This window comes from Hominisplanchenecus faecis (assembly GCF_020687205.1).
Classification (GTDB): Bacteria; Bacillota; Clostridia; order Lachnospirales; family Lachnospiraceae; genus Hominisplanchenecus; species Hominisplanchenecus faecis.
On the sequence record NZ_JAJEQE010000013.1, the window covers coordinates 17,764 to 34,018 of the forward strand.

Annotated in this window: 16 protein-coding genes; 15 read left to right on the top strand and 1 reads right to left on the bottom strand. The window is 47.3% G+C overall.

Translation table 11 applies throughout. The annotated features are described in order from the left end of the window. The first annotated feature begins 115 nt into the window (after window positions 1-115). On the top strand, window positions 116-2,491 hold the full coding sequence (locus LKD42_RS05695) for a ribonucleoside triphosphate reductase (RefSeq protein WP_248835070.1): 2,376 nt from the start codon (window positions 116-118) through the stop codon (window positions 2,489-2,491). 137 nt (window positions 2,492-2,628) lie between these two features. Here LKD42_RS05695 and LKD42_RS05700 read toward each other — a convergent pair whose 3' ends face one another. Continuing rightward, entirely contained in the window at window positions 2,629-2,829 is a 201-nt protein-coding gene (locus LKD42_RS05700) for a cold-shock protein (RefSeq protein WP_022117995.1), read from the bottom strand. A 302-nt stretch (window positions 2,830-3,131) separates the two neighbouring features. Between LKD42_RS05700 and LKD42_RS05705 the strand changes: the two genes are divergently transcribed. The 14 genes from LKD42_RS05705 to ftsH all read left to right on the top strand — a co-directional run bounded on the left by LKD42_RS05705 (window position 3,132) and on the right by ftsH (window position 16,162). Next, window positions 3,132-3,953, top strand: a complete 822-nt coding sequence (locus tag LKD42_RS05705) for an undecaprenyl-diphosphate phosphatase (RefSeq protein ID WP_022117996.1) — start codon at window positions 3,132-3,134, stop codon at window positions 3,951-3,953. Window positions 3,954-4,072: 119 nt separating this feature from the next. Next, complete coding sequence (locus LKD42_RS05710) at window positions 4,073-5,413, top strand: CCA tRNA nucleotidyltransferase (protein WP_248835072.1); 1,341 nt, start codon at window positions 4,073-4,075, stop codon at window positions 5,411-5,413. A gap of 146 nt (window positions 5,414-5,559) precedes the next feature. After that, a complete protein-coding gene (locus LKD42_RS05715) occupies window positions 5,560-6,600 on the top strand; it encodes a phosphotransferase (protein WP_248835073.1) in 1,041 nt (346 codons plus the stop codon). Window positions 6,601-6,669: 69 nt separating this feature from the next. Further along, window positions 6,670-8,403 (top strand): phospho-sugar mutase, encoded by a 1,734-nt coding sequence (locus LKD42_RS05720; RefSeq protein WP_248835074.1) that lies wholly within the window; start codon window positions 6,670-6,672, stop codon window positions 8,401-8,403. Window position 8,404: 1 nt separating this feature from the next. Then, window positions 8,405-8,914 carry a MazG nucleotide pyrophosphohydrolase domain-containing protein gene (locus LKD42_RS05725; protein WP_248835075.1) on the top strand — a complete coding sequence of 170 codons (510 nt, stop codon included), beginning with the start codon at window positions 8,405-8,407 and terminating at the stop codon, window positions 8,912-8,914. Window positions 8,915-8,961: 47 nt separating this feature from the next. After that, a complete protein-coding gene (locus LKD42_RS05730; protein ID WP_173866135.1) occupies window positions 8,962-9,291 on the top strand; it encodes an HU family DNA-binding protein in 330 nt (109 codons plus the stop codon). 79 nt (window positions 9,292-9,370) lie between these two features. After that, the gene (locus LKD42_RS05735) at window positions 9,371-9,610 is read left to right on the top strand and encodes an RNA-binding S4 domain-containing protein (RefSeq protein WP_022118002.1); all 240 of its coding nucleotides are present in this window, start codon (window positions 9,371-9,373) and stop codon (window positions 9,608-9,610) included. An 82-nt stretch (window positions 9,611-9,692) separates the two neighbouring features. Beyond that, the gene (yabP, locus tag LKD42_RS05740) at window positions 9,693-9,980 is read left to right on the top strand and encodes a sporulation protein YabP (RefSeq protein WP_022118003.1); all 288 of its coding nucleotides are present in this window, start codon (window positions 9,693-9,695) and stop codon (window positions 9,978-9,980) included. Then, window positions 9,980-10,426: a spore cortex biosynthesis protein YabQ gene (yabQ, locus tag LKD42_RS05745; protein WP_250842591.1), complete on the top strand. Its 447-nt coding sequence runs from the start codon at window positions 9,980-9,982 to the stop codon at window positions 10,424-10,426. The genes yabP and yabQ overlap by 1 nt, the downstream gene beginning before the upstream one ends. Window positions 10,427-10,448: 22 nt before the next feature. Then, window positions 10,449-10,763, top strand: a complete 315-nt coding sequence (locus LKD42_RS05750; RefSeq protein ID WP_022118005.1) for an FtsB family cell division protein — start codon at window positions 10,449-10,451, stop codon at window positions 10,761-10,763. 151 nt (window positions 10,764-10,914) lie between these two features. After that, window positions 10,915-12,399 carry a SpoIIE family protein phosphatase gene (locus LKD42_RS05755; protein ID WP_248835077.1) on the top strand — a complete coding sequence of 495 codons (1,485 nt, stop codon included), beginning with the start codon at window positions 10,915-10,917 and terminating at the stop codon, window positions 12,397-12,399. A 9-nt stretch (window positions 12,400-12,408) separates the two neighbouring features. Then, window positions 12,409-13,812, top strand: coding sequence for a tRNA lysidine(34) synthetase TilS (gene tilS, locus LKD42_RS05760; RefSeq protein WP_248835078.1), 1,404 nt, complete (start codon window positions 12,409-12,411; stop codon window positions 13,810-13,812). A gap of 1 nt (window position 13,813) precedes the next feature. After that, window positions 13,814-14,335, top strand: a complete 522-nt coding sequence (hpt, locus tag LKD42_RS05765; RefSeq protein WP_248835079.1) for a hypoxanthine phosphoribosyltransferase — start codon at window positions 13,814-13,816, stop codon at window positions 14,333-14,335. A 15-nt stretch (window positions 14,336-14,350) separates the two neighbouring features. Continuing rightward, window positions 14,351-16,162: an ATP-dependent zinc metalloprotease FtsH gene (gene ftsH / locus LKD42_RS05770; protein WP_248835080.1), complete on the top strand. Its 1,812-nt coding sequence runs from the start codon at window positions 14,351-14,353 to the stop codon at window positions 16,160-16,162. The last annotated feature ends 93 nt before the right edge of the window (window positions 16,163-16,255 follow it).

A 16,255-nucleotide genomic window follows, 5' to 3' on the forward strand; every position in this document is an offset into this window, starting at 1 on the left:
TAGTATTTTTTGCATTGACTCGCAAACGATAATCTGCTAGAATAAGTTCCTGACAGCATCTGCCGGGAGGCGGATGCGAAAGACGATAATCATGCGGAAGGAGCAGATAATATATATGTTTAAGGTAGTAAAAAGGGACGGCGAAGTCGCAGACTTTGACCTTCAGAAAATCGGGTGTGCTATTGAGAAAGCATTTGATGCGACACAGATGCAGTATAACAAAGACATGGTAGATCTGCTGAATTTGCGAGTGACTGCTGATTTCCAGAAAAAGATCAAAGACGACAAGATCGATGTGGAGAGCATTCAGGACAGCGTGGAGAATGTACTGGTTCAGGCCGGCTATGCAGATGTGGCAAAGGCGTACATTCTGTACCGTAAGCAGAGAGAAAAAATCCGCAATATGAAATCTACGATCCTGGACTACAAAGAAATCGTGGACAGTTATGTGAAAGTAGAAGACTGGCGTGTAAAAGAAAATTCTACGGTTACTTATTCCGTAGGCGGTCTGATCCTGAGCAACTCGGGAGCGGTTACGGCAAACTACTGGCTGTCTGAGATTTACGATGATGAAGTCGCTCATGCACACCGGAATGCCGATATCCATATCCATGATCTGTCGATGCTGACCGGATACTGTGCAGGCTGGTCTTTAAAACAGCTGATCACAGAGGGACTTGGCGGCATTGAGGGCAAGATCACATCGGCACCGGCCAAACATCTGTCCGTACTTTGCAATCAGATGGTCAATTTCCTCGGCATCATGCAGAATGAATGGGCAGGAGCACAGGCATTTTCTTCTTTTGACACGTATCTGGCACCATTTGTCAAAGTGGACAATCTGGACTATCTGGAAGTCAAGAAATGCATCGAATCTTTTGTATACGGCGTAAATACACCGAGCCGCTGGGGTACGCAGGCACCATTCTCCAACATCACACTGGACTGGACGGTTCCGGCTGACCTTGCCGAGCTTCCGGCGATCGTGGGCGGCAAGCCGCAGGACTTCTGCTATAAAGACTGCAAAAAAGAGATGGATATGATCAACCGTGCTTTTATTGAGACGATGATCGAGGGCGATGCAAACGGACGCGGTTTCCAGTATCCGATCCCGACTTACTCGATCACAAAGGATTTCGACTGGTCCGATACACAGAACAACCGCCTGTTATTTGAGATGACATCCAAATACGGTACACCGTATTTTTCAAACTATATCAACAGCGATATGGAGCCGAGCGATGTACGAAGTATGTGCTGTCGTCTGCGTCTGGATCTGCGTGAACTGCGTAAGAAGAGCGGCGGATTCTTCGGTTCCGGAGAGAGTACCGGAAGTGTGGGCGTTGTGACGATCAACCTTCCGAGAATCGCTTACCTGTCCGAGACAAAAGAGGATTTCTATAAGAGACTGGATCGTATGATGGATATTTCCGCCCGTTCCCTGAAGATCAAACGAGATGTGATCTCCAAACTGCTGGACGAAGGACTGTATCCTTATACAAAACGTTACCTCGGAACTTTTGCAAATCATTTTTCCACGATCGGTATGATCGGTATGAACGAAGTCGGACTCAATGCAAAATGGCTTCGCAAAGACCTTACTCATGTGGAGACGCAGGATTTTGCAAAAGAAGTGCTGAACCATATGCGTGACAGACTGGTGATGTACCAGGAAGAGTACGGAGATCTCTACAACCTGGAGGCAACACCGGCAGAGTCCACGACCTACCGTCTGGCAAAACACGACAAAGAGCAGTATCCGGATATCATCACAGCCGGCGAGCCGGGTGATACACCGTACTACACAAACAGCTCCCATCTTCCGGTTGGCTATACGGCGGACATTTTCGATGCACTGGATATTCAGGACGGACTTCAGACTCTTTATACCTCCGGAACGGTATTCCATGCATTCTTAGGTGAGAAGCTGCCGGGCTGGAAAGCCGCCGCAGCACTGGTACGCAAGATCGCAGAGAATTACAGCCTGCCGTACTACACACTATCACCGACCTACTCTGTCTGTAAAGAACACGGCTACCTTGCAGGCGAGCATTTCACCTGCCCAATCTGCGGTAAGAAATCCGAAGTTTACAGCAGGATCACCGGTTACTACCGTCCGGTTCAGAACTGGAATGACGGCAAGACACAGGAGTACAAAAACCGTAAACTTTATGATGTAGAGCATTCCTGTATGAAAAAAGTCAAGACCAGCCTTGTGACTGTACGCAAAGAAGATGTTGAGATCAAGCCGGTGGAGAGCGTGAAATACCTGTTCACGACAAAGACCTGTCCGAACTGCAAGATCGCAAAAGAGATTCTCAAAGGAGAAGATTATCAGATCATCGATGCAGAGGAAAATCAGGATCTTGTAAGAAAATACGGCATCATGCAGGCACCGACACTGGTGGTGACAGACGGCACAAAAGCAAAGAAATACGTGAATGCGTCAAACATCAAGAAATATGTGGCAGATGTAAAACAGACTGTCTGATTGTGAAGTAAAGGGAAGCCCGGATTTTAAAGGACTTCCCTGATGTCTGGCATAAAACATAATGAAAAATACCGCTTCTCATTTGTTTATGAATGAGAAGCGGTATTTTTTGGAGAATCTTCAGTTCATCCGATCAATTAGCATTTAACAACGTTAGCTGCCTGCATTCCGCGAGCACCTTCTGTTAAATCATAAGTTACTGCCTGACCTTCGTCAAGAGATTTGAAGCCTTCACCCTGGATAGCGGAGAAATGTACAAATACATCGTTTCCGTCTTCACCTGTGATAAATCCGTAACCTTTTTCAGCGTTGAACCATTTTACTGTACCTTTGTTCATGATGGTACCTCCATTAGATAATAAAATTTTATTGTGGACTTTTGAGTTAAAAAAATCCACCAGTTATTACAGATTATATAGGGGTGAGTATAATCTCTAATAACTAGTGAATTACTTTCATCCAATAAATCCCTCAACGGATATTATAGATTTAACCACCGCAAATGTCAAGAGAATTGTGTATTGTTTTGCACCTGTATATCGGTTATACTGATACTGTTTCCGGGCATGAATCCTGATAAAAAAGGTAGGAAATCCTTTGTCAGGAAGCCACAAAACAGCAGAAAGAAAGGAAGATGAAGATGTCAGAAATCATAAAAGCGATCCTGTTCGGAATCGTGGAAGGAATCACAGAATGGCTTCCGGTCAGCAGCACCGGTCATATGATCATTCTCGATGAACTGATCAAACTGAACGTGTCAAAAGAGTTTCTGGAAGTATTTCTGGTAGTGATCCAGCTTGGAGCGATCCTTGCGGTCGTAATGCTCTATTGGAATCAGCTGTTTCCGTTCTCCTTTAAAAAGGGCGAAGACACGATCCGCAAAGACGTATTTTCTATGTGGTTCAAAGTAATCGCAGCCTGCATTCCGGCGGCGGTGGTCGGTATTTTGTTTGACGACCAGATCAACGAGCTTTTTTACAATTACCAGACGGTAGCAACGGCACTAATCGTGTTTGGTATTTTATTTATTGTGATCGAAAATAAAAATCAGACAAAAAAAGCACGCATCACCAGTATTGCCCAGATCACATACCGGGATGCGATGCTGGTCGGACTTTTCCAGCTGATTGCGGCCATTTTTCCGGGAACTTCCAGATCCGGTGCGACCATTCTTGGCGGTATCCTGATCGGACTTTCCAGAACAACCGCAGCAGAGTTTACCTTTTTCCTGGCCGTTCCGGTCATGGCAGGAGCCAGCCTTTTAAAGATCTTGAAATTTGGTTTGGCTTTCTCAGGGGCAGAAATGATGATCCTGCTGGTCGGTATGGCAGTGTCATTTGTTGTATCGGTTCTGGTGATCAAATTTCTGATGAATTACATAAGAAAGCACGATTTCAAGATTTTCGGCTGGTACCGTATCGTACTTGGTATCCTGGTGATTTTGTTTTTTACATTCCGGTAATTCTGCTCTGAGACAGAGACAGGTGGAATTGCAGAAAACAGTTCCGTGGATTTTACGTCCAGACTGTGAAAGCACCTGGAAAAATTACAGACAGAATAACAGAAAGGGGAAATAAGAGAATGAAGATCACACTTCCGGATGATGTGAAACAGATCATCGAAACACTGGAACAACATGGATATGAAGGCTATGCGGTCGGCGGCTGCGTGCGTGATTCGATTCTCGGACGGATACCAAATGACTGGGATATCACGACTTCTGCGACACCGCAGCAGGTCAAAAAACTGTTCCCACGCACGGTCGATACCGGGATCCAGCACGGAACGGTAACCGTTCTGATGGGAAAAGAAGGTTATGAAGTGACGACCTATCGTGTGGATGGAGAATATGAGGATGCAAGACATCCAAAAGAAGTGACTTTTACGGCAAATCTGGAAGAAGACCTGCGTCGCCGTGATTTTACGATCAACGCCATGGCGTATAATGACAGCGAGGGTCTTGTGGACGTGTTCGGCGGAAGAGCGGACATCGAGCAGAAAGTGATCCGCTGCGTCGGCAATGCCGAAGAACGTTTCGGGGAAGATGCACTGCGTATCATGCGTGCTGTCCGTTTTTCGGCACAACTCGGATTTACGGTCGATCCGGACACGGCAGAAGCGGCGAAAAAGCTGGCGGGGACGCTTTCAAAGATCAGTGCCGAGCGTATCCAGACGGAGCTGGTCAAACTGCTGGTTTCCCCGCATCCGGATTATCTGAGGTATGCCTGGGAGTACGGCATCACGGCAGTTGTTCTGCCGGAGTTTGACCGCACGATGGAGACACCGCAGAATAACCCGCATCACTGCTATAACGTCGGAGAACATACGCTGGAAGCCTTAAGGAACATAGAGGCAGACAAAACGCTGCGTCTGGCGGTATTGTTTCACGATTTCGGCAAGCCGCAGACACATACCACGGACGCAGACGGGATCGACCATTTTCACGGGCATGCAAAGATCAGTGCCGAGCTTGCAAATGATATCATGCACCGGCTTAAATTCGACAACGATACTTTAAATAAAGTCAAAGTTTATGTGCGATACCACGATCTGCGGCCGGAACTGACTGAAAAATCGGTGCGAAGAGCAGTGAGCAAAGTCGGGGCAGACGCTTTTGCAGAGGTTCTGAAACTGAAAATGGCAGATACCCTGGCTCAGTCCCCGAAGTGGCAGCCGGAGAAGAAAGCTTATTTAAAAGAGCTGACAGCCCTGTATCACACCATTTTAGAGAAACAGCAGTGCCTTTGCATCAAAGATCTGAAGATCAGCGGAAAAGATCTGATTGAAGACGGCATGAAGCCGGGCAAAGAAATGGGCGAGATCCTTGCAAAGCTGCTGGAGCTGGTATTAGAGGAGCCGCAGCGAAATGAGCGGGAATGGCTGATCGGAAAAAGCAGAGAACTGCGAAATACCGAAGGATAACTTCCCGTATATTTGCCCCCTGCATTTCATAAGATAGAGTAGCTTTAGGTGCCAGAATTGTGAGAGTACGAAGTAAGGAACAATTCGTGTGGCATTTTTGATCTTAATAGCTGATTTTATTGAGAGGAATTGTGGGGGGATCAAAAGTGAATGAAAAAGATCTGGTGATTTTGGAGCAGTACGACCTGCATGTGCAAAGCACAAGGCGGGGGCGTGGCTCCTTTCTTTGTGATACGGACAGAGGGCTTGTTCAGGTGACTGAATTTTCCGGTTCGCAGGAGCGGCTGTTTTTTCAGAACAGAGTGCTTTTTTTCCTGACAGAAAGAGGGATACGCTGCGATCTGCTCCTGGAAAATACCGAAGGAAATCTGGTCACTTCTGACCGCTACGGCAACGGGTACGTGGTCAAAAAATGGTTTTCCGGGCGGGAGTGTGATACGAAAAGCCGGGAAGATATTGTAGGGGCGGTGCATTATCTTGCAAGGCTGCACAATGTCCTGCGTCTGCCGGAAATACAGGAATTTCAGATGGCGGCGGCACAGACGGATGAGACAGATACGGCAGAAGAGAAAAAAATCAGAAAAAATTTAGAGTATATAGCAGAGCCGCTTGACGAGGAGATTGAGCGGCACACAAAAGAGCTGAAAAAGGTGCGGAATTTCATGCGGACACGAAAGAAAAAGACCGCTTTTGAGAGCCGTTTCCTGGAACTGTATCCGGAATTTATGGCTCAGGCAGAAGAAGTAACCAGACGGGTATGTGCCAGCAATTCATATGCTCTGCACCGGCAGTGCATACGGGAGCGACGGGTCTGCCATGGGGATTACAGTCAACATAACCTGTTTTTTGACCGGGAAGGAGCGGTGGCAGTCAATTTTGCGAGATGCTGTTTTGATGTACAGATCTCCGATTTTTATCAGTTTTTCCGCAAGATCATGGAAAAGCAGGGCTGGAATCAGAAGCTTGGCATGGAGATGATCCATGCATATCAGGAAGTGCGTCCGCTTGGTGATGCAGAATTTGAAAATTTTTGTATAAGACTCGCCTATCCGGAAAAATTCTGGAAGCTTGCCAACCATTATTTCAACAGCCGCAAAACCTGGATACCGGAAAAAAGCCTTCAGAAGCTGGAAATTCTTGATATGCAGGAAAAAAAACGGCGAGAATTTGTAAAGTTTCTGCATTAGAGGTTTCTTTTTAGACCTTTTTATTATATAATATAGCCACCTATTGAATATTTTAATGGAGGTAGCACAATGGATTATAAAAAGGTCTATGAAGAGTGGCTCGCAAATCCATACTTTGACGAAGCTACAAAGGAAGAACTGCGAGCAATTGAGGGAGACGAAAAAGAAATCAAAGAACGCTTTTATGCGGATCTGGAGTTTGGTACTGCCGGTTTAAGAGGTATCATCGGGGCAGGTACAAACCGTATGAACGTTTACACTGTGCGTAAGGCTACACAGGGACTTGCAAACTATATCAAGTCAGTAGGAGCACAGGAAAAAGGCGTAGCGATCGCTTACGATTCCAGACATATGTCACCGGAATTTGCAGATGAAGCAGCACTGTGCCTGGCTGCAAACGGCATCAAGGCTTATGTGTTTGAGTCACTGAGACCGACTCCGGAGCTGTCCTTTGCTGTGCGTACACTGAAATGTACGGCAGGTATCAATGTCACAGCAAGTCATAATCCGCCGGAATACAATGGCTATAAAGTTTACTGGGAGGACGGAGCACAGATCACACCGCCTCACGACACCGGTATCATGGCTGAAGTAAAAGCAGTTACCGACTATGCAAACGTAAAAACAATGGACAAAGATGCAGCAGTAGCAGCGGGACTTTATGAAGTGATCGGTGCGAACATCGATGATCTGTATATTGAAGCACTGAAGAGCCAGGTGATCCACTGGGATTCCATCCGGGAAGTCAGCAAAGATCTCAAGATCGTTTACACACCGCTGCACGGTACCGGCAATATCCCGGCAAGACGCGTCTTAAAAGAGCTTGGCTTTGAGCATGTATATGTAGTAAAAGAGCAGGAACTGCCGGACGGCGATTTCCCGACGGTAAGTTATCCGAACCCGGAAGCAGAAGAAGCTTTCGAACTGGGACTGAAACTTGCAAAAGAAGTCGATGCAGACCTGGTTCTGGCAACCGATCCGGACGCAGACCGTCTCGGTGTGCATGTCAAAGACAAAGATGGTGTATACCATACTCTGACCGGAAATATGTCCGGATGCCTGCTTGAAGAATACGAGCTGAGCCAGAGAAAGGCAGCAAACGGCAGCCTTCCGGAAGACGGAGCAGTAGTCAGCACGATCGTTACTACAAACATGGCAGGAACGATCGCCAGATCCTACGGACTGCGTTTCATCGAAGTCCTGACCGGATTCAAATACATCGGACAGCAGATCCTTGGTTTTGAACAGAGTGGAAAAGGAACCTACCTCTTCGGATTCGAGGAGAGCTATGGCTGCCTGATCGGAACACATGCAAGAGACAAAGATGCGATCGTTGCAACGATGGCTCTGTGTGAAGCAGCAGCTTACTATAAGACACAGGGTAAGACACTGTGGGATGCCATGATCGATATGTACGAGAAATACGGCTACTACAAAGATGACATCCAGGCGATCACACTGAAAGGTATCGAAGGACTTCAGAAGATCCAGGAGATCATGGAGACCCTCAGAAATGAGACACCGTCCGAGATCGCAGGCTACAAAGTGCTTTCTGCAAGAGATTACAAGAAAGATACCATCAAAAACATGGAAAGCGGCGAAATGACAAAGACCGGTCTTCCGTCCTCAAATGTTCTGTATTATGATCTGAGTGATGATGCATGGCTGTGCGTAAGACCGTCCGGAACTGAGCCAAAAGTAAAATTCTATTATGGCGTAAAGGGCACATCCCTGGAAGATGCAGATGCAAAATCCGCAGCTCTTGGTAAACAGGTTGTAGCTATGATCCAGGAAATGCTGTAAAATGGCAAAAACATATGATTTTGATGATTTCTGTCAGATCACGGAAATGCTGCGAAAGAAAGAGGGCGGCTGCCCGTGGGATCTTTCCCAGACGCATCAAAGCCTGAAGCCCTATATGCTATCAGAGACAGCTGAGGCAGTGGCGGCGATCGATCTTTATGAGCAGACAAAAGATGCGTCCAATCTCTGCGAGGAGCTTGGAGATATGCTCTTTCAGGTTGTGATACAGAGCCAGATCGCAGCAGAAGAAGGTCTTTTTACGATCAATGATGTCGTGCAGAGCATCAGCGAAAAAATGATCCGCCGTCATCCGCATGTTTTCGGAGAGGAGAGCTATAAGCTTTTAGGCGGACATGCTGACAGCTGGAAGGAAATCAAGCAGATCGAGAAGGCAGGTATGGCAGAAGATCAGAAAAAAGCTCAGGAAAGAGCAGTTTATCTGGCAACACAGCAGATCATAGAACATTTACAGAAATCCCTTGACAAATATGGGGATAACGATTATAAATAAACATAGCCAACAAGGCTGTTGTGTTCCGGAAGCGATGAGCGGACGGGATGCCGCAGCCTTGTTCTCAGGAATCAAAACAGCAATTACAGGAGGAAAGGTCCATGAATAAGACAGAATTAGTAGCAGCTATCGCTGAACAGACAGAATTATCCAAAAAAGATGCAGAAAAGGCACTGAAAGCTTTCACAGATATCGTTGCAGATGAACTGAAAAAAGGTGAAAAAGTACAGCTGGTAGGCTTTGGTACTTTTGAAGTATCCGAAAGAGCAGCAAGAGAAGGAAGAAATCCTCAGAGCGGCGAACCGATGACGATCGCAGCTTCCAAAGCTCCGAAATTCAAAGCAGGCAAAGCACTGAAAGATATGATCAACAACTAATTCCTGTATTTGGAATCATCAGCTGTCGCGGAACATTTCTGCGGCAGTTTTTTTCTTATCAGCAAAAGGAGAAATGACTATGAGACTGGATAAATTTTTAAAGGTTTCCAGACTGATCAAAAGACGTACCGTTGCGAATGAAGCCTGTGATGCCGGAAGAGTTCTGATCAACGGAAGAACGGCAAAAGCATCTGCGGCAGTCAAGGCAGGCGATGTGATCGAGATCCAGTTTGGAACAAAAGCCGTAAAAGTAGAAGTCCTGGATGTGCAGGAGACAGTCAAAAAGGACAATGCGGCAGAACTCTATAAATACCTGTAGCTTCCGGATGTGAGCTTTTTTACGCTGGCATAAACAAAAGCAGAGATTCATATACTTTTGCAAAGAGTGTATGGAGAATGGCATGGACGAAAAACAGGCTCAGGGAACAGCACACAGGGTAATGATCCAGGGAAGGCACAGCGGCACCATCAGCGGGGTATCGGATGTGCTTTCTTTTGATTTAAATGAGATCGTACTCCAGACGACACAGGGGATGCTGATGATACGCGGACAGGAGCTTCATATGAACCGGCTGACACTGGAAAAAGGCGAAGTGGATATCGAGGGAAAGATTGACAGCTTTGTTTATTCTGAACAGAAAGGCGAGAACGGAAAAGATACCTCCTTTCTTGGACGGCTGTTCCGGTAATGCACACGGTGATCGCAGCAGAGGCCCTCTTTTTTGTGCTGGCCTTTGCAAAAGGAGCAGGTATCATGCTGGGTTACGATATCCTGCGTGCGTTTCGCAGAGGATTTCCGCACGGGGGCCGGCTTGTCGCAGCAGAAGACTTTTTTTACTGGGTGTTCGCCTGGATTTTTGTGTTTTTGATGTTCCGTGATCGGAATTATGGGCAGATCCGGGGGTATGTGCTGGCGGCACTGATTCTGGGGATGCTTTTATATATTTTGCTGCTCAGTCGGAGGATCCTTCTCGTATTTTCGACTTTTTTCGGCTTTCTTTCCCGCATGATTGCCGGTCTTTTCCGGCTGATTTTGATGCCTGCCGGAAAATCGGTCAAAAAATTGAGAAAAATGGTCAGGAAAGCATTGAAAAAGAAGATAAAACAGGTTAGAATGGTCATAGTCAAAAAGTAAGTCAGAAAGTCGGGAAGGGTATATGAAAAAAAGAAAACAGACACGCAGAAGGAGAGATGCGGCACAGAGAAGAGGAAAGCTTGGCATCTCTACTGTGATTGTTGTGCTGATTGCAGTATTTTTGCTGAGAGGCCATACAATGGATCAGAGAAATGCGGCATATGTCGAAGAGCTGGCACAGCTGCAGAACAAGATCGATGCAGAAGAAGCCCGCACGCAGGACATTGCTGATCTGGAAGCTTATATGCAGACAGATGAGTATGCGGAGCAGGTTGCCAAGGACAAGCTTGGTCTGGTCTATGAAGATGAGATTATTTTTAAACCAGAAGAGAACTAAAGAAAAAGGAGAAAGGCAGCGTGATAAGCTTCCTTTCTTTTTTGTCGAAAACTTTTTTTGGAGGCGTACCGCCTTTGACAAAATTTTCCGGAGCCATTCGCTATACTGAATCCGTTAAAGCAGCGTGGAAAAGGCTGTGTGAGGAGGCAGTATGGGGGATTTTATCATTATTACACTGATGGTCAGCAGCTTCTGGCTTTTGTGGGAGATCATCCGTGTGGTCAGTATGGAGTGGCTGAACCGGGATGAGATCACATTGCCGGCGGGCGAGCTTGGGAGAAGCGAGCTGCTGCGTTGTGCAGATTCTTTCGAACAGCTTTCCGGGATGTTTCAAGGCATGGTTACCAAAAAGGAGGAACTTTCCGGGCAGGATATGGATGAGGTGCTCTTTCGGGTGCAGACGAGCGTTTGCCGCAGCTGTTCGGCCGCAGCACAGTGCTGGGACTATGGAAGTGAAACGGGGATCTGCAGATTCAACCGGATCGCAGAGAGCATTATCCAGGGGAAAGAGCTGAACAATGGCAGAAAAGAGGCACTTCAGAAACAATGTCTGCACGGAGACTTCTTTTTCGAAGCGGTGGCAGATCAGATTGAAAAAGCGAGAATGGATATGCTGTGGCACAATCGCCTGATGGAGAGCAGAAGCGCGGCGGCGGACCAGCTCCATGAGACGGCGTGCATCATACGGAAGGCGGCGGGGCATATCTGCGATGTCAGACGCATAGACGGGAGTATCCGCCAGCAGGCAGACATCCGCCTGCGGATGCACGGGATGATCCTCAAGGATATCTGGTGTATCCGGCAGCCAAGAAATATACAGCTCTATGTGACACTCCGCACGGCAAAGAAGGGCAGATGCATCCGCACAAAAGAAGTGGCAGGACTTCTGTCGGCAGCGTTCGGGACGAGGCTGATGCCGGATGAACAGGGGAAAACCGTAGTAAATTATGAGTACAGTACCATTTTATTTTCCACGGAACCACAGTATTACATGACCGGCGGTGTGGCGAGGATCGCCAGGGATGGAGAAGTGATCTCCGGTGACAATTTTTCCCTGTTTTCCGGGACAAACGGTCAGATGATCCTCAGCATTTCAGACGGGATGGGTTCCGGGCTTGCGGCATACAAAGAAAGCGAGACAGTGATCGATCTGCTGGAGCAGTTTCTTGGCAGCGGTTTTGACAAAGAGACGGCGATTCGCCTGATCCACAGTTCGATGCTCTTGCAGACAGAAGGGCAGAGTTCGGCGACGGTGGATCTGTGCATGGCAGATCTTTACACCGGAGACTGTGAATTCTTAAAAATCGGTGCTTCAACGACCTTTCTGAAACGGAAGCACTGGGTGGAGACGATCACGTCGACCAGTATGCCGATGGGGATCCTTCAGGATGTGGATTATGAGTGCACCAGAAAGCGGCTCGAAGAGGGCGATTATATCGTCATGGTGTCCGATGGCGTGATGGATGCCCTGCCGCAGATGGATGCGGAGGAGATGATCAAAGATTATCTTCTGCAAAGTGAAACGGAAAATGCAAAAGAACTTGCCAGATCCCTGCTGAACTATGTATTACAGTCGGACAGGCAGCAGGCAAGAGATGATATGACCGTTCTGGTGGGCGGTATGAGAAGAAGATAGAGAGAACATATGAGACAGGTACAAAATTTTATCAGAGAACAGAAGATGATCATGCCGGGAGATTTTGTCATTGCCGGAGTTTCGGGGGGAGCAGATTCTGTCTGCCTTTTCTTTGAACTGCTTGCATATCAGAAAGAGATCCCGTTTTCCATGGAAGTTGTGCACATCGAACATGGAATCCGTGGACAGGACAGCCTTGCAGATGCGAACTATGTGGAAAACCTCTGCAAGGAATATGGTGTACCGTTTCACCTGGTTTCCTGTGATATTAAAAAGATGGCACAGGAAAGCAGCCTGACGGTCGAGGAGGCAGGGCGGAAAGCCCGCTATCAGGCCTTTGAGCAGGCGGCAAAAAAGAGCGGCAGGTCAAACTGCAAGATTGCCGTTGCCCATAATCTGGATGACCAGGCAGAGACGATCCTGATGAATCTCGCAAGGGGAAGCGGTCTTCGAGGACTTGGCGGGATCCGTCCGGTGCGTGAAAACATTATCCGCCCGCTTTTAAATACCAGAAGAAGCGAGATCGAGGCGGCACTTCGGGGGCGTCAGATCACATGGCGGACGGATGAGACGAACCGTCAGACTGAGTACACGAGAAACAGGATCCGCTTGGAGATCCTGCCGCTGCTTGCACAGGGCGTGAACGGACAGGCAGCGAGCCATATCGCACAGGCAGGGCTGCGGCTTCAGGAGGCAGAGGATTATATCCAGAGCCAGGTGCAGAAACTTGCAGAGCGTTACGTACATTATGAGGAAAAAGCGGAGCCAGAAGTATTTCTTGAGCGAGAAGGATTCTGCCGTCAGGAGCATCTGATGCAGGAATATCTGATAAGGTTCTGTCTGGAAAAAATGATCGCCGGTCAGAAAGATGTCAGCCGCCGGCATATCGGGGCACTTCTGGAGCTTGCAGCCGGTCAGAATGGAAAATCATTAAATCTTCCGGGCGGCATACGTGCCGTAAATAAAAATGAATTTCTTGTTTTTGAGAAAAACAGATCAATAAGAAAAAAGGGAAATGAAGCTGCAAAGTGCAGGGGAGAAAATTTGCAGATCCCGGGTGTGACAGGGTGGAGAGATCTTCGTATTACAGCCGATGTTTTTTCTTATGAAAAGCAAATAATTCCGCAAAAGAAGTGTACAAAATGGTTTGATTATGATACCATAAACCATAGACTGGAGATTCGTACGCGTCAGGCGGGCGATACTCTCAGTGTGCATGCAGAAGGCGGGACAAAGCCTCTGAAAAGGTATATGATCGATGAGAAGATCCTGCGAGAGAGACGGGATGAGATACCGCTCATTGCGGACGGCTCCCATATTCTTTGGGTGGTCGGATACCGGATCAGTGAGGCATACAAGGTAACAGAACGTACAAAAAGGATTCTGCAAATACAAATAGATAAGGAGAACTAAAATGGAAGATAAGATTCGTGTACTGTTGACAGAAGAAGAAGTAAATGAAAAAATCAAAAAAATCGGTGAGCAGGTCAGCAAAGATTATGCCGGCAAGTCCGTTCATATGATCTGCGTGCTCAAAGGCGGCGTATTTTTTACCTGTGAACTGGCAAAGAGAATCACCGTTCCGGTATCTCTCGATTTTATGTCCGTGAGCAGCTACGGTTCGGAGACAAAATCAAGTGGTATCGTAAAGATCATCAAAGACCTGGATGAGCCGCTGGAAGGAAAAGATGTCCTGATCGTAGAAGATATCATTGATTCCGGACGTACCTTAAGTTATCTGATCGAGATCCTGAAGAAAAGAAACCCGGCAAGCATCCGTCTGTGCACGCTTCTGGACAAACCGGAACGCAGAGTGACAGATGTAAAGGTAGATTATGTTGGTTTCAACATTCCGGATGAATTTGTTGTAGGATATGGTCTGGATTATGCCCAGAAATACCGCAACCTTCCGTTCATCGGAGTGGTAGAGCAGTAGAAAGGGGAACCCGAATTGAAGAATGTTCTAAAAGGGAGTATCTTCTATGTTATTATTGCGATCATTGTAGTTCTGGGGATCAATTATATCCGGGGCAACCTCGTAGAGAATACAGGAGTCACCTATTCACAGTTCCAGAAATATGTCGCACAGAATAAGGTCAGCGGCGTAGAGGTCAGACAGAATTTTCAGGGAGTGACAGGAGAGCTTACGGTTCATCTGAAAGATGGGGAGTACAGAACGCTCGATGTTTCGGATGTGACAAAAGCAGAAGATCTTCTTGATCAGAAAAATATTTCCTATAAGGTTACAGTTGAAAAAGAGAGCGTTTTTATGACAACGGTACTGCCGATGCTTCTGATCTGCGTGATCTTTATGGTATTTTTTACGATGGGAAGCCGTCAGGCGACGGGAGGCAATGCCCGGATGATGAATTTTGGCAAAAGCCGTGCAACCCTGACCATGCCGGACAACAGCAAAGTTACGTTTAAAGATGTTGCCGGTCTTCAGGAAGAAAAAGAAGATCTGCAGGAGATTGTCGATTTCCTGAAAGAACCGAAAAAATATCTCCAGGTCGGAGCACGTATCCCGAAAGGAGTGCTGCTTGTCGGTCCTCCGGGAACCGGTAAGACCCTGCTGGCGAAAGCCGTGGCAGGAGAAGCGGGTGTTCCGTTCTTCAGCATTTCCGGTTCCGATTTCGTGGAAATGTTTGTCGGTGTCGGTGCATCACGTGTGCGTGATATGTTTACCGAGGCGAAACTTCATGCACCGTGTATCATCTTTATCGATGAGATCGATGCAGTTGCCAGAAGACGAGGAGCCGGCGTAGGCGGCGGTCACGATGAACGTGAGCAGACGCTGAACCAGATGCTCGTTGAGATGGATGGTTTCGGATACAACGAAGGCATCATCGTGATGGCGGCGACAAACCGTGTGGACATCCTCGATCCGGCGATTTTAAGACCGGGACGTTTCGACCGCAAGATCGGCGTCGGACGGCCGGATGTACGCGGAAGAGAAGAGATCCTGGCAGTCCATATCAAAAACAAGCCGCTTGGAGAGGACGTAGATCTCAAAGAGATTGCCAGAACATCCGCAGGATTTACCGGGGCAGATCTGGAAAACCTGATGAATGAGGCGGCAATTTATGCGGCAAAGGCAAAACGTGCCTATATCATGCAGGAAGATATCCGCCGTGCCTTCATCAAAGTCGGCATCGGCGAGGAGAAAAAGAGTCGGATCATAAGCGAGAAAGAAAAGAAGATCACCGCTTACCACGAGGCAGGTCATGCGATCCTGTTCCATGTGCTGCCGGATATGGGACCGGTCCATACGATCTCTGTGATCCCGACCGGAATGGGGGCAGCCGGTTATACGATGCCGCTTCCGGGTGAAGATGAGATGTTCAACAGCAAAAAGAAAATGCTGCAGAATATCATTGTGGACTTTGGCGGACGCGTTGCAGAAGAACTGATCTTTGGCGATGTGACGACCGGAGCATCCCAGGATATTAAACAGGCAACGCAGATGGCAAGAGCCATGGTCACACAGTACGGTATGTCGGACAAAGTCGGTCTGATCCATTATGGAAGCGATGACGATGAAGTCTTTATCGGACGCGACCTGGCACATACAAAGGGTTACGCAGACCAGACAGCTGCACTGATCGACGGTGAAGTAAAAAACATCATTGATGAGTCTTATGCAAAAGCAAAAGAACTTCTTCAGGAGCATATGGATGTTTTACATCGCTGTGCACAGCTTCTGATCGAGAAAGAAAAAATTGGCAGGGAAGAGTTTGAAAGCCTTTTTGGTGAAAATGCATAAAAAATAATTTTAGATTTTGTGAAGATTATGCACACTTAAATTTGTACCTGTGGTATATTATTACTCGTAAAACCCCCAATACATTATATAGTT

What these genes read in the sequence shown, in the direction of transcription:
- LKD42_RS05750 (WP_022118005.1), top strand. Translation starts at nt 10,449, where the DNA reads ATGAAAAAAAGAAAACAGACACGCAGAAGGAGAGATGCGGCACAGAGA.
- yabP (WP_022118003.1), top strand. Translation starts at nt 9,693, where the DNA reads ATGGACGAAAAACAGGCTCAGGGAACAGCACACAGGGTAATGATCCAG.
- LKD42_RS05735 (WP_022118002.1), top strand. Translation starts at nt 9,371, where the DNA reads ATGAGACTGGATAAATTTTTAAAGGTTTCCAGACTGATCAAAAGACGT.
- LKD42_RS05705 (WP_022117996.1), top strand. Translation starts at nt 3,132, where the DNA reads ATGTCAGAAATCATAAAAGCGATCCTGTTCGGAATCGTGGAAGGAATC.
- tilS (WP_248835078.1), top strand. Translation starts at nt 12,409, where the DNA reads ATGAGACAGGTACAAAATTTTATCAGAGAACAGAAGATGATCATGCCG.
- LKD42_RS05725 (WP_248835075.1), top strand. Translation starts at nt 8,405, where the DNA reads ATGGCAAAAACATATGATTTTGATGATTTCTGTCAGATCACGGAAATG.
- LKD42_RS05710 (WP_248835072.1), top strand. Translation starts at nt 4,073, where the DNA reads ATGAAGATCACACTTCCGGATGATGTGAAACAGATCATCGAAACACTG.
- LKD42_RS05730 (WP_173866135.1), top strand. Translation starts at nt 8,962, where the DNA reads ATGCCGCAGCCTTGTTCTCAGGAATCAAAACAGCAATTACAGGAGGAA.
- LKD42_RS05695 (WP_248835070.1), top strand. Translation starts at nt 116, where the DNA reads ATGTTTAAGGTAGTAAAAAGGGACGGCGAAGTCGCAGACTTTGACCTT.
- yabQ (WP_250842591.1), top strand. Translation starts at nt 9,980, where the DNA reads ATGCACACGGTGATCGCAGCAGAGGCCCTCTTTTTTGTGCTGGCCTTT.
- LKD42_RS05720 (WP_248835074.1), top strand. Translation starts at nt 6,670, where the DNA reads ATGGATTATAAAAAGGTCTATGAAGAGTGGCTCGCAAATCCATACTTT.
- LKD42_RS05700 (WP_022117995.1), bottom strand. Translation starts at nt 2,829, where the DNA reads ATGAACAAAGGTACAGTAAAATGGTTCAACGCTGAAAAAGGTTACGGA.
- LKD42_RS05755 (WP_248835077.1), top strand. Translation starts at nt 10,915, where the DNA reads ATGGGGGATTTTATCATTATTACACTGATGGTCAGCAGCTTCTGGCTT.
- hpt (WP_248835079.1), top strand. Translation starts at nt 13,814, where the DNA reads ATGGAAGATAAGATTCGTGTACTGTTGACAGAAGAAGAAGTAAATGAA.